The following is a 14,603-nucleotide window of genomic DNA, read 5'->3' as shown; positions in this document are numbered from 1 at the left end:
TCATAATAACATTATTTTTCTATATTACTAGCACACATAGTTTCGTTTAAAAGAAGGATTTCATATTCTTTTTCTTGTAGTCATGTTTTATGTACAAAGTCATATATTGAATTTGTAACACCCTATAAGGTATATGCTTAAGGAGGGATGAGAGAATGAAATGTCCGGCGTGTCAAACAGAAAATGCAGCGGAAGCAAGGTTTTGCGGGAATTGTGGACATTCGTTAACGGAAGAAGTGGTAGCAAGTGGTGCACAGGAAGAAGGACAGCAACAAGCGCGCGCAGCACAAGTAAAGGAAAGTCGCCCGAATGAAACGGTAGAACAAGCGAAACAATTTGCAAGTGGCTATTTTCAGTTCTTTAAAAGTGCTTTTAAATCACCATCGGCCATTATGAAAAGTGGAAATATTGAAGTGCGAAATGGAATTGTAAGTCTTGTGCTTATTTGCTTTTTAGTAGCATGTATTTTTTATAGAATGATGAGCACAGCGGTGACTGTTACGAGGACATTAGTACCAGATATAACTACTCCTACTTTCTTTGGAGAATCTGTAATGGTCTTTTTCTTTTTATTAATTTTAACTTTATTTGTCGGATTTATTATTTTTGTAAGTGGTAAGATGATGAAATCATCTTTTTCGTTTCTTGAAGCATTCGGTATATGGGGAACGATAGCGACGCCAGCTATTGCTATACTAGTTCTTTCTTTTCTATTTAGTTTCCTATTGATCTTTTTTTTACCAATATTACTAGGGCTGGCTACAACGTATATGGGAGTTAGCATAATTGTAGCTATATTAAAACTAGACAACGGCGGAGTAGATCCTGTTTATACACTTATTATCGCAAATGTTTTAATCGGAATTGCAACTTTTATCGTGCTTTGGTCTTACATTAAAACGATGATTCAAACCTTTATCGGGGGATTAACAGGCTTCTAACGAAAAGGTGGTTGAACGGATGAATGTATGCACAAAGTGTGGGACTCATTTTGAAGACAGTGTGCAATTCTGTCAAAACTGCGGGACGAAGAGGGGGAATCCTGTAGTAAAGAAGCAGAAAATGAGCAAAGGGGCAATAATTGGAATTACACTTTTAACATTTTTTATTATAGTATTGGGCGGATTATATGCGTATGGATCTTCATATTACTCACAATCATCGCAAGTAGAGAGAATTATTACTGTTTTACAAGAGAGGGACGGGGAGAAATTAGCTGAGATCGTCACGACAGATGACCCAGCCGTTATTGTAACGAGAGAGAGTTTAACGCCTCTATTTTCATATATAAAAGAAAATCCATCTTACGTGAATGAATTGAAAGAATATTTGAAGCAAGGTGAAAAACAAGGGGATGGAATAGAAAGAGCAGATTTTTCTTTAACGAAAGACGGGAAGTATTTCGTTATATTTGATCGGTTTAAATTGAAAGCGAAGACGTATTATACGACTCTGCTTACAAATGAAAAAGGTACATCTTTAAAATTGAACGGAAAAGAAATTGATAAGACAAATGATAAAAAGTTTGAGAAGCAATATGGACCGTTTCTTCCAGGAACTCAAGTATTTCAATCCGAATATAAAAATGACTATGTAAAACTATCACGTGAGGAAAAGGTTGTACTTATGAAACAAAGTCAAAATAATGTAACGATAGACTTAACGTTACAAGGGCAATATATTACAGTTCAAACGAATGCGCCTGGTGCGACATTATACGTGAATCAAAAGCCAGTTACAGCGTTGACCGGAGAAGAAATTACGTGGGGACCGGTAGCGACTGATGGAAGTGCGGCGATTTATTTAGAACGAAATGGAGAAACCGGAAGGGAAACGACAAAGGTAGAAACGGTAACGGCACTTTCGGCTTATAATCTTCCATTTCAAAAGAAAAGTGTAGAAAAAACAGTTGTTTACAATGTCACCCCGCCGCCTACGACTGGGTATGTATATAATGGTTTCATCTTCCCTAATAGTGATATTCGAAAATTAACGAGTGCGGACTTAACATATTTATCGAAAGAACAGTTAAAAATTGCTAGAAATGAAATATACGCAAAACATGGACATATTTTTCAAAACAGTCTTGGTACAGAGAAAATCCGTATTTTACAGGAACGTTAACGAGTGTGGAATCTTATAATGTTGAACTGATTAAATCAAGAGAATAGAGTGCATGAAAAAGGTACAGTGTGTATTACTGTACCTTTTCTATGGTTGTTTAGCTGGACCAGGATCCCTTGAGAAGAAGATGTGAAAGAGGAATGTGACTTTACTTGCTCCTCCTGATGTACTAGCTTGCACATCAGATAAAGAACTGGACGTTAAAACACCTTCAGAATGAGGCGGTACGACTATTTTGAGGGCATCATCTGATTCTGATGATGCAGTAACTGTTATTGTATCATCAGATAAGTTTACAATTTTAACAGTACCAATTGGTAAGATGGACTTGCCAGCGTGTGATGCTGAAGCGAAGCGAGAGCCTTTCCAAATAGTTTGTGCGAAAGTCTCATCATTAGATAACCAAGCACGAGCACTATAAAGTGTTGCGTTAATGGAAAATTCTTGGTCAAGTGGCATGGCGGCTTTCGGTTCTTTCGGTTCTTCTGGAAGCTGGGCGAGAAGGCCGGCGCACATGTATGTTTCACCTACTTTCAATAGTAACTGTTATAGCATATTAAACATCTTGTTTATAAGACACGACGGATACCTAGTAACGCATAGTCTTGTGCACCAAATTTGTAGATTGAATTCTCTTTCTATAAAATGGAAGTAGGTGTTATTTTTATAAAATATGGAAATCGTAAAGAGTATGTAAAAAAGAAGGAGTGGTAAAGTGAACTATGTCATTATTGGCGGAGATGCAGCGGGTATGAGTGCAGCAATGCAAATTGTTAGAAACGATGAAACTGCAAATGTTGTAACGTTAGAAAAAGGTGAAATCTATTCATACGCTCAGTGCGGATTACCGTATGTGATTAGTGGTGTTATCGCCTCTACTGAAAAGTTAATTGCACGCGATGTAAAAACGTTTCGTGATAAATATGGAATTGATGCGAAAGTGCGTCATGAAGTAACGAAAGTAGATACAGAAAAGAAAATTGTATATGCAGTACATACGAAGACGAAAGATGTATTTGAATTTTCATATGACCGTTTATTAATTGCGACTGGTGTACGCCCTGTTATGCCGGATTGGGAAGGTAAAGATTTACAAGGTGTTCATCTTTTAAAAACAATTCCGGATGCTGAGCGTATAGTAGACACATTACAAACAAATAGCGTTGAGCACGTAACGATTATTGGCGGTGGTGCGATTGGTCTAGAGATGGCAGAAACATTCGTCGAACTTGGTAAGAAAGTAAGAATGATTGAGCGAAACGATCACATTGGCACAATTTATGATGCCGATATGGCGGAATACATACATAAAGAAGCAGATAAACATAGTATTGAAATTTTAACAAATGAAAATGTAAAAGCGTTTAAAGGAAAAGAAAGAGTCGAACAAATTGAAACAGATAAAGGTACGTATAAAACAGATCTCGTTTTAGTATCTGTCGGTGTACAGTCAAATACTGATTTTCTTGAAGGGACAAATATACGTAAAAATCCTAAAGGTGCAATTGAAGTAAATGCTTATATGCAAACGAATGTACAAGACGTATATGCAGCAGGTGATTGTGCAACGCATTACCATGTAATAAAGGAAATGCATGACCATATCCCGCTTGGAACGACTGCGAATAAACAAGGGCGACTTGCCGGACTCAATATGGTTGATAAACGAAGAGCATTTAAAGGTACGTTAGGTACAGGCATTATTAAATTTATGAATCTGACGCTCGCAAGAACAGGCTTAAATGAAAAAGAAGCGAAAGGGTTAAACATCCCGTATAAGACGGTCAAAGTAGATTCAACAAATATGGCGGGCTATTACCCAGGTGCTTCGCCACTTCACTTGAAATTACTATATCATGCCAATACGAAACAATTGTTAGGCGGTCAAGTAATTGGAGAAGAGGGCGTAGATAAACGTATTGATGTTATCGCGATGGCGCTTTTCAATAAAATGAGTATTCACGATTTAGAAGATGTCGATTTAAGTTACGCACCCCCATATAACAGCGTTTGGGATCCAATTCAACAAGCAGCAAGGCGAGCGGAATAGCACTTTTTTAAGTGCTATTTTTTTGTGAAAGGGAAATAAATAAAGTTTCACTTTATTTTGAATATACCGTTCGCCCTTGAAAACATAGTACGTATCGCTTATATTGTCATATAGTATTTATTTTTTAATAAAGCAATGAACGAACCAGGGGGCACAGTATGGCAATTAACATGAATACAATCGAAGAATGGATTGCTGAATCAAATGCAAGAAACGAAGAAAACTTAGGAAACGTTGTTGAAGAGATGAAAGAAGTATGTGTCGGACTTGATAATGCGACATTAATTTATACGAAAAACGTATTTTGTTTCGGTAAGAAAGTAGAAGTATTGTTCTTCTTCCAAGATCACGTCGTTATCGGAGAAGAGAAGGAAGAGTATATTGAGATTGAAAAATTAAAGTATGATGATATTACAAATAGTAACTTAAAAACAAATGATAAAAATACAACGTTAGAATTAAAGTTTGCTAACGGGAAATCTATCAATTTAGATAGTCTAAATGATAACTACGGTACGAAAAACTGGTTATTTGCAAGACAAATTAAGAGTATTTTTAAATTAATTTAGTAAAAAAAGCACGCCGTCCATCGGCGTGCTTCTAATTATGCAAATACCCCTTTAGCCAATTCCGCGCCCGATACGCCCCAACTGGAATTTGAATGAGTGAAGTTTCATTTCCGGCATCAATCCCGTACAATTGATCGCATGAATTTGTATCAAAACTTAGTAACGGATGCCCGCCCATCCCCATAGCGTTCGCAGCTAAAACAAGTTTATGAACGAGCATGCCAGCTTCCATTTGATGAATTCGATATCCTCTATAACCTAATTTACTTTTATAGTAATCTTTATTTCCGATTACATGTAGACAAAGTGGTACTTGAAAAAGATTTACGTTATCCATCGTCATACTAGATTGAAGCGAATAACGAAGGTCTCCGTACCGAATTGGCTGTATGGAATGTGTCCTGCTGTTATAAGCGTAAGCGCCGTTTTCTATGTCTTTTACGTTATAAAAACATCCATATAAAGAGACGCGTGCGTTTTCATTTACATACTTGCCATCAAGGTCGTTGTAATAAGGGAAGGAGAGGCTCGCTGTTTGTAGTAGAGTAGCGAGCTCGGCTGCATCCCATTTCGTTAAAATGAAGTCAGAATCAGGTGAATATCGTTTTTTACAAAGTTGTAAAAAATCATATGATAAACGTTCCACTTTAGGTAGCTGTACAGCGTGTGCACTATATTGTTGTCGTTCTTCACAGGTAAATGTTTGGAAGTGTTCTGTTGATTCAATCATAGATGCCGCGTTTATTTTTTTTATCATCGGATAGTCATCTACATGTTTTGAACGAACGAAATGCTCATGTGTTAACAGCGGGATTTGCTGCAACAAGTCATGTGAAGTAATAGTTTTATTTTCACGATGATCATCATGAAACCAATCTGTATTCGGTTCTGTACTTAAAGGAATAACTGCGTATACACTTTCTTCACCTTCTGACAGTCCAAGTAAATGATTCATTGCCCGGTCTAGAAACTGAAAATATACACCATTTGTATAACCAAATTGTTTTGCACATTCAAGTAATTGACCGATGAGAACACCGCTATCTAATCCTTGCAGACGATACGAAAAGTTATTGTATTTAAAGAAGTTTTTCCAAAACATAGTGGATACGAATGCAGCACCAAAACATGAATGTATGTTGCAACGATTGCCGAGTGCTTCTGTAAGATAAGAATCGAAATTTCCTTCGCGAAGTAAGATAAGACGGTGATGTGCGGCGTCGTAATGGTAAATGCCGTCTGGATAATGATCAATTTTTAAATACATATATAATTCATTTGGATATAAAGCACCCCCAGAAGGGATGAATCTTCGAAATAGAGTCGTTGTTTTATTATTTTCTAGATTAGTAGTAGGCTGACATAATTGTGTTAAACCAAATGAGTACCAAAGATAATGACCGATTTCCTCTAAGTTAGGTTTAGTAGAAGAATTCCGCAAAGTTAAAGGGATTTCTAAAGAGAGAGGGATGACTGGTAAATTTCGATATAATTTATAAGGAAGTGGTGCGTCTTCCCAATCAATCTCTTTATCGGACGACATAATTTCATTAATAGAAAAATGGAGATGATGTAAAAAAGTATCCAGTTGCATCAAATTTCCCCCTCGCTATGAATTATGGAAACGGATGCGGATGTGGGTTTAAACTTTCATTCGTTAAAGGCTCAGCCCTATATCCAAGTGTCATCGGTACGGTATACACTCTATCCAGTCCTGTAACCCGAGTGAGATGGTGACCGAACGTCATCGGTAACATGCCTGGAATAATTACTTTTACACAATGTAAGCCGTTCTTTTCTATAAGGGGGACTGTTTGATCTACAACGATTACTTCAAGTCTAGATTGATGTAGCCGGTTTAAAAGTTGATGAAGATCAGATGTTAAATCCATATCAAATGATTGTAATGCATTCATTTCTTGGAACGTTTGCACCGGAGCATCTTCACGTAAAAGGAAGTGAAGACGTTCTTCCGCTTCTTTCAATCCGTACAGCATACTATGATCTTCCATTTGCGAAACAAGATATGGATCTTGTAAACAGTTTTCATATTTCTCTCTTTTTTGTTCAAGCTCTTCATCTGCTATAAGTAACATGCCCGCTATTTCGTGAATTGCACTCTTTAGAGCTCGGATTGGATCTAAATGAGAGCCTCCTGCACAAACAACGTTCATTCCATTTTCACGCGTATTTTTTGCGATGACCCATAGGCTAGGGATACCATGTTCCATCGTCGCGTTAAAAGCATGTAATTCATACCCGGTAATCGTGTGTAACCGCTGGATCATTAATTGTAATTCCGTATCATTTGCTGAACTAAGATCAAGGCGGGGAAGAGGTAATTCGGCATACCAAGTGAGTAAGAAGGCATCACGTTCTACAATTTCTAAAATGCCATGAAAAATTGCCTCTTCTAAACTACCGCCAATGGCACATCCATTTGATGTTTCATATACGAAAGCATCTCTATGACCAAGGCTATAATAAGCGATTGATTCTGGAACTAGAAGTGGTCGGTTTTGTAATAAAGAATATCCCCATACCCAGCTTTGCTCATAATCAGGATCAAACGGTTTAAACGGAAAGGTATCACGATTATAGTGTCCATTTGTATGTACACCAAGTGTGAGGGGATTCAGTGCAATATCTTCTAGCTCACGAAAACTACCATGTACATTTGTTTTTTTTCCACGAGGCGACATACCGCAATAGCGTTCTAATCCTTCTAAAATAGCGGTTGCTTCACTAAGTGCGAATGACTGAGTCCGGCCCGCGACACCTTCATTTCCGAACAGTAACGGCATGTTTATAATAACATCAGCAAACGGTAATAAAGAATGTTGCATTTTTCCGTTTAAAATACCAGTCCGGTAATCTAAATAGTCTCTAGTTAAAAATGTGTTTAGCTCATGAATCGAACGGCAGCGATACGCTTCGTTGCTCGTTTTTAAACTCGGTTGTAAAGAAAGTTCTGCTGCATCCGCTGTATCATCAGACAAATTGCTACATACCGGACAGAGAGGATCTGGAAGAAAGGAATGCCGATTACATTGTAACGTTTGTAGGTCTAATAAAATGAGTTCGTTTTCTAAAGAAGAATATCCATGAGCTAATATTTTCTCTGTTTCAGCATGAATGAGCTGGCACATTTGTAACATTCCATTTTGGGTGGCGCGTACATCACGCCTCGTCACGTTATCTGCTTTTAATGCATATTTCCGTTGTAGTTCCCACATTTCTTTTTGATCAAAGCCAGCTATAAACCGGCGGCCATCAGCGCAGTGGGAACATCCAGTTGTAAAAGGCTGCACGTAAGGACCGATAATACCTTCACCAAACGAAGTAAACGCGCGAAGCCACGGAATATTATTTGAGCGAAAGATAAGCTCAGCATCATGATGTACGGAAGAAGGAGACCCGTCATGTAAGACAAGAGCAAGATGAATGTTTTCAGGAAGAGCTTCTGTAATTGTATGCTGGCGGATGGGTGAATATTGCTTACACAATTGCTCATGTACATAGTCTGTGAGTAGGCCATCTCCTATAAGTAATATGTTTTGAGTCATTGGTCATCCTCCTTTGCAATTAATACCCCATATACACCGTCTAAGTTGTCTCTTAAAAATGACTCAATGGCTAAGTCAAAAACGAATGGATAAAAATTGTTTTCCGCTAAATTTTGCAAAGCAACTTGTAGAGATTGTACGCCTGGAACTTCTTCCTCTTCTTGTATTGCTACTCTAACAGAATCCGTACTATATAAAACAATGGATGATTCTGGTAACATATTAGCTTTATAAGGAATCTCTTCATTTTGAATATGAAGGAGTGCTTGTTGCAGAGCATTTCTTAACGCGAGTGTTATATTAATATTTGCCGCACCATACCATCTATCATTTATACCGATCCAAACGACAGGAAAACCAAGTAACTCCTCACTCATTCCTACTTTAGGTATTTCATGAATTGTAGAGAGAGCATCGTAGTAAAACCTACAATGTTTATCATGAATTTCGGTTAAATCAAGCTCTGTAATCTCTTCTAGCATATGTGATTGGCGTTCATATAACTTATTATTTAAATGTTTTTGTAGTGCTCGGTATACACCTTCTGCCATCGTTTCCCCAGCACCAATACCGATATCAGTATGTTCGGGGATAAGACGATGAATCATTTCAGCTACATATGTTTCAACTCCTGTTAAACCAGCTTCGCGGCGTGCTTCATTATGAGTTAATCCACCGCAAGCTATAGTAGGAAGGGGAGAGGTAGGTCCGTCTGATAATGGATTTGCAACTTGAATATAGCACTGTGATAAAGGCAATTGGTGTAAATCTTGTTCATCCCACATGTGGAATATGCCAGCTTCTTTAGAAGTTAATGTATCAAAAAAACGAAAAAGTTCAGTTGAAGTATATTGTCCGGAACGATGGGCAAGGTTTTCTTGAAGATTTTGCACCGTATCAATTGTAAAGATTTCATCGGTTGCGAGAAGATGTTTTATGAAAGGGTGCCACTTTCCTTCAAGTGTTTCCAAGTTTAATAAAAAGAATTGAGGATTATGCTGCCTGTGTGAATCTTCAGCGACATGTTTAAATAACTCAAAAACGATAATATTTGCTAACATTGCAGATGTAATTGGTGAGAAAGGTTCAGGTGGATTTTCGCTTTGTAAAGTAGTTTCGTGTAGACGATGCCAAGCTGATTCCCAGCATTCTTCACGATCTGCGGTTACGACAGGTCCAGCTAAACCAATTCTTGATAAGCAAATAGCTGGTATGAAATTTTTTCCAACATCTCTACAAATAGTATGGATGGCTCTTAAACTCTCAATATCTCCATTTTGGGAAACGTATAAAATCCAGTCGAAAGGCTCGAATACTTCATGTAAAGGACGATCAATTGCAATATCTATTTCTTGAATGAGTACATTGTCATCATTTGCATATGCACGTTCGCTTAGTTCATGAATTCGATTGTAGTTTGTTTCAGCACGATCTGTAACAAGGTAATGAAATGTAGGTAAACCAGATTCTAATAAAGAAGAAACTAGGGAAGTAAGCATATCGCCAGAACCAATTATAAGCACATTTGCTGCGCGGTACCTTTCGAATTTTAAAGCGCCTGAATGGGAATCAGCTTCTAAAAACTCAATTTGCGAAGCGTATCTGTCGAGTAATGCATTGTTTAATTCGTGGGGAGCATCTTGGCTTACATCACGAATGAAACCATTTTCATATAAAATCTCTCCAATTTCAAATACACGATTTTGATAGGGGAGAGGGAGACCATTGGTTATTTCTGTCAAAGAATGATTACCGTTAAACATAGGCATTAATTTCTCAATCCAGTCATAAATTCCATCACCATCCATACGGAATGAACTGGAGTTATTTCGAAAGTAAACACCCCCGTTTGAATCGGGGAGGAAGAAAGTATCCTTATTTGCTTTAAGCTTTGCATGAGCTGGAAGGTTATTCATGTTTATCCCCCTTACGCTTTAGGCATACATTATTAGTCTATGTGGTGTGATTTGTCCCGTATGAATACAATAAAAAAGGCTGTAGAATGTTTCATTCTACAGCCTTTAATAGATTAATAATCTATCAACCTTCTAATAATAATGATTTTGGATCTTCAAGCATATCTTTAACAGCAACAAGGAAGCTAACTGCTTCTTTACCATCAACAATACGGTGATCGTAAGATAGTGCAAGGTACATCATTGGACGGTTTTCCATACGCTCGTTATCGATCGCAACTGGACGTACTTGGATTTTATGCATCCCTAGAATACCTACTTGTGGACTATTTAGGATTGGTGTCGACATTAGAGAACCGAACACGCCACCGTTTGTAATTGTAAATGTACCACCTTGTAGCTCTTTTAATGAAAGTTTATTATCGCGTGCTTTCAGACCTAAATTACGAATCTCGCTTTCAATTTCAGCGAAGTTCAATTGGTTAGCATCGCGTACAACTGGAACAACTAATCCATCTGGAGCTGCTACTGCAATACCGATATCATAGAATTTTTTAATGATAAGCTCGTCGCCTTGAATTTCAGCATTTAATAATGGGAATTGTTTTAATGCTGCAACAACTGCTTTTGTGAAGAATGACATAAAGCCAAGACGTACATCATGTTTTTTCTCGAAAGCATCTTTGCGTTCTTTACGTAATTCCATGATTGCACTCATATCAACTTCGTTAAATGTAGTTAACATTGCAGATGTTTGTTGAACTTCTACAAGACGTTTTGCAATTGTTTGACGGCGGCGGGACATTTTCACACGCTCAACTGGTTTTTCGAATTCAGTTTTTGCAACTGGAGCCGGACTTTGTTTTGGAGCAGCTGGTGCTTCTTTTGGAGCTGCAGCGTGAGCTTGTACATCATGTGGTCTCACACGTCCAAGTAAATCTGTACTACGTACGTCGTTTAAGTCGATTCCTAATTCACGAGCCATTTTGCGAGCAGCTGGTGATGCGATAGGACGATTTGTATTTGGTAAACCTTGCAACGCTTTATTTTGTTCAGCACTTGGAGCTGCTGCTTTCGGTGCTTCAGTAGTTTCTTGTTTTGGTTGCTCATTAGCTGGAGCAGGTGTGCTTACTGCAACTGCTGCGCCGTTTGCATCTAAAATTGCGATAGTAGCGCCAACTTCAACTGTATCTCCAGGTTCGCCTAGTAACTTCGATACAATACCTGAATCTTCTGCAATGATTTCTACATTGACTTTGTCAGTCTCAAGCTCAACAACGCTGCTACCTTTCTCAACTTTGTCGCCTACGTTGATAAGCCATTGTGAGATAGTTCCTTCTGAAATAGATTCTGCAAGCTCAGGTACTTTAATTTCGATCATTTTAAATGTCCTCCCCTTATTTGCCTAACGGTGTGTTTTGTCTTCTTTAATCTTCGGTAATCTCCATTTGTTAGCCCGGCTGTGGCAGACTATCTGCCACAGCTGAGCCTGAAAAACTCATTGTTACTTTCAGTTGCTGAAAACTTCAATTTCTTGTTTATCTTGACGGAAGTTGTACTTCACATCTAAAGCGTGTGCAACGATTAATTCTTGCTCAGCTTTGTGAGCGAATGGATCGCCACCAGATGGGCTAGAACGATCCGGGCGTCCAATGTAACCTGTTTTCACTTTATCCCCAGCTAGTTCGAACAGAATTGGAGCCATGTAATGCCATGCGCCCATATTACGAGGTTCTTCTTGAACCCAAATGATTTCTTCTAAGTTTTTAAAGCGTTTAATAATAGATTGAACTTTTTCAGCAGGGAATGGGTACAACTGCTCGATACGAACCATATGAACCTCATCCAGGCTGTACTCATGCTTACCACTTTCGATTTCTGCTGCTAAGTCAATTGCCATTTTACCTGTACTTAAAACAAGACGTTTTACTTTGCTTGGTTTCGCACCAAGGTTTCCTTGTTCTAAAGCAGGTTGGAAACGTCCTTCACTTAACTCACTACCTGTAGAAAGTGTAAGTGGGTGACGTAATAAGCTTTTCGGCGTCATAATTATTAACGGTCGAACAGCTTCTGTTCCTAAGATAGATGCTTGACGACGCAAGATATGGAAGTATTGTGCCGCGCTTGTTAAGTTTGCAACTGTCCAGTTGTTCTCAGCAGCTAATTGTAAGAAACGCTCTGGACGTGCACTAGAATGCTCCGGTCCTTGACCTTCATAACCGTGTGGTAATAGAAGAACTAGACCTGATTTTTGACCCCATTTCGCTCTTCCTGCTGAAACATATTGATCAAATAATGCTTGCGCAGTATTTGAGAAGTCACCGTATTGCGCTTCCCACATCACAAGAGTTTCGGGAGCAAATACGTTATAACCATATTCGTAACCGACAACAGCAGCTTCTGATAACGGACTGTTATGAACAGAGAATGATGCGTTAATGTTCGGTAAACGATGTAATGGTGAATATGTTTCGTTTGTATCAGTATCGTGTAATACGATATGACGATGCGCGAATGTACCACGCTGTGAATCTTGACCAGTTAAACGAATTGGCGTACCTTCTTGTAAAATAGAAGCGAATGCTAACGATTCAGCAAGTGCCCATTCAATTTTACCGTTCTCTTCAAGAGCATCTTTACGGCGCTCAAGAATTTTCTTCACTTTTGGATATACGTTAAAGCCTTCAGGCCAAGATAATAGTCCTTCATTAATTGCACGAAGTGAGTCAATTGAAACACCAGTGTCAATCGGCTGGATTCCTTTTGCAACAACCTCTGGAACTTTAACGTGAATTGTTGCAGCACTCGTATCAGCTGGTGGCACTTGTGCGTATTCAGCCTTTAATTCCTCTTGTATAAACTGAGTAATTGTTTCAACCTCATCTGCATTCAGAACGCCAGCAGATTGTAATTGATCTGCATAAATTGCTCTTACAGTTGGGTGATTTTTAATTTTTTTGTACACTTGTGGTTGCGTAACTGCTGGATCATCCATTTCGTTATGACCATATCGGCGGTAACCGATTAAATCGATTAAGAAGTCCTTTTTGAACAGCGTACGATATTGGATCGCAAGGTTTGCAGCAGCAAGACAAGCTTCCGGATCATCTGCATTCACGTGAACAATCGGAATATCGAAACCTTTTGCAAGGTCGCTTGAATATTTAGTAGAACGAGAATCATAGCTATCAGTCGTAAAGCCGACTGCATTATTTGCGATAACATGAATAGTTCCGCCAGTTTGGTATGCATTCAATCTACTTAAGTTCAATGTTTCAGACACAACACCTTGACCAGGGAATGCAGCATCACCATGAACTAAAATTACGAATGATTTTGTAGTATCTTGTTCTGGAAGACCAGATTTTTTACGATTCTCTTGAGCTGCACGTGCGAAACCTTCAACAACAGGGTTAACGAACTCAAGATGACTCGGATTATTTGCTAATGTAACACGAGTGCTAACTTCTTCATTACCAACGACTTGTTCTCTACCTAAATGGTATTTCACGTCACCAGTCCAGCCAGCATTTGCCACTGCACCTTCTATTTTTGCATGTTTGAATTCTGCAAACATGTGATTATATGGCTTTTCTAGTACGTGAGCGAGTACGCTTAGACGACCACGGTGAGCCATACCAATCATGACATCTTCAACGCCGCCTTTAGCACCTTCCGAAACAATTTCATCTAGTACAGGTACAAGCATATCAACGCCCTCGATAGAGAAACGTTTTTGACCAACGAATGTTTTATGCAAGAATTGCTCGAAACCTTCAACAGCAGTTAAACGTTTTAAAAGAGCAGTTCGTTTTTTATTTGATAATGGTTGACGCAATGAATTTGATTCCACCATTTGATGCAACCACGCGCGTTCTTCACTATCTTGTATATGTGAGAATTCATAAGCTAAAGATTTTGTATAAACGTCTTTTAATCTATGAATTACATCAAGTGCAGTGTGAATACCCTCTGGTGCATCTTGCCATACTGTTTTAGCTGGAATCGCTTTCAAATCAGCATCGCTCAGTTCGTTCATTGTTTTCTCGATAAGAGATTGTCCATTTGCAGCATCTTCCATCGGATTAATGTGAGCCAATGTATGCCCGAAAGAACGAATCTGTTCAACAAGTTGAACGACTTTAAGAATCTTTTCAATGTTCCCTGTGTTTTGAGGAGAAAAATGTGTTGCTGTGTTGTCCCCTGTTACGACATCATCTTGAAACGAAGGAGCTCCAAAAATTTCAAAAAGCTCTTGTAATTCCGGATCAACAGAACCTGCTCCAGTTACGTAAAGATCATACTGTTCAATAACATAACCAAGGTTCGGACCATGGAACTTGGCCCAAGGGTTTGTCGTTGTATTCTTCCTCGTCAT

9 protein-coding genes and 1 pseudogene are annotated in these 14,603 nt (G+C 38.5%); 4 read left to right on the top strand and 6 right to left on the bottom strand.

The genetic code is table 11. The features are described from left to right. Positions 1-155: 155 nt before the first annotated feature. Complete coding sequence (locus tag MKX77_RS17905; protein WP_341307386.1) at positions 156-941, top strand: zinc ribbon domain-containing protein; 786 nt, start codon at positions 156-158, stop codon at positions 939-941. A 19-nt stretch (positions 942-960) separates the two neighbouring features. Beyond that, a pseudogene (locus MKX77_RS17900) lies at positions 961-2,171 on the top strand (TcaA 3rd/4th domain-containing protein). 40 nt (positions 2,172-2,211) lie between these two features. On the opposite strand, the gene MKX77_RS17895 reads toward MKX77_RS17900, so the two are convergent. Further along, positions 2,212-2,640 carry a hypothetical protein gene (locus MKX77_RS17895; RefSeq protein ID WP_341307385.1) on the bottom strand — a complete coding sequence of 143 codons (429 nt, stop codon included), beginning with the start codon at positions 2,638-2,640 and terminating at the stop codon, positions 2,212-2,214. Between the two features lie 199 nt (positions 2,641-2,839). On the opposite strand from MKX77_RS17895, the gene MKX77_RS17890 reads away from it, so the two are divergent. After that, positions 2,840-4,174 (top strand): FAD-dependent oxidoreductase, encoded by a 1,335-nt coding sequence (locus MKX77_RS17890; protein WP_341307384.1) that lies wholly within the window; start codon positions 2,840-2,842, stop codon positions 4,172-4,174. A gap of 158 nt (positions 4,175-4,332) precedes the next feature. Next, entirely contained in the window at positions 4,333-4,743 is a 411-nt protein-coding gene (locus MKX77_RS17885) for a DUF3908 family protein (protein WP_341307383.1), read from the top strand. A 31-nt stretch (positions 4,744-4,774) separates the two neighbouring features. On the opposite strand, the gene MKX77_RS17880 is transcribed toward MKX77_RS17885, so the two are convergent. The 5 genes from MKX77_RS17880 to odhA form a co-directional block, all read right to left on the bottom strand. Beyond that, the gene (locus MKX77_RS17880) at positions 4,775-6,337 is read right to left on the bottom strand and encodes a SagB family peptide dehydrogenase (RefSeq protein ID WP_341307382.1); all 1,563 of its coding nucleotides are present in this window, start codon (positions 6,335-6,337) and stop codon (positions 4,775-4,777) included. A 22-nt stretch (positions 6,338-6,359) separates the two neighbouring features. Then, positions 6,360-8,309 carry a TOMM precursor leader peptide-binding protein gene (locus tag MKX77_RS17875; protein ID WP_341307381.1) on the bottom strand — a complete coding sequence of 650 codons (1,950 nt, stop codon included), beginning with the start codon at positions 8,307-8,309 and terminating at the stop codon, positions 6,360-6,362. Further along, positions 8,306-10,225, bottom strand: a complete 1,920-nt coding sequence (locus tag MKX77_RS17870) for a putative thiazole-containing bacteriocin maturation protein (protein ID WP_341307380.1) — start codon at positions 10,223-10,225, stop codon at positions 8,306-8,308. Before MKX77_RS17870 ends, MKX77_RS17875 begins: the two co-directional genes overlap by 4 nt. A 124-nt stretch (positions 10,226-10,349) precedes the next feature. Further along, positions 10,350-11,606, bottom strand: a complete 1,257-nt coding sequence (gene odhB / locus MKX77_RS17865) for a 2-oxoglutarate dehydrogenase complex dihydrolipoyllysine-residue succinyltransferase (protein ID WP_341307379.1) — start codon at positions 11,604-11,606, stop codon at positions 10,350-10,352. A 129-nt stretch (positions 11,607-11,735) separates the two neighbouring features. Then, entirely contained in the window at positions 11,736-14,603 is a 2,868-nt protein-coding gene (odhA, locus tag MKX77_RS17860; protein WP_341307378.1) for a 2-oxoglutarate dehydrogenase E1 component, read from the bottom strand.

This window comes from Bacillus sp. FSL R9-9410 (assembly GCF_038050385.1).
Lineage (GTDB): Bacteria > Bacillota > Bacilli > Bacillales > Bacillaceae_G > Bacillus_A > Bacillus_A cereus_U.
This window is presented reverse-complemented; position numbering and strand designations above follow the sequence as displayed.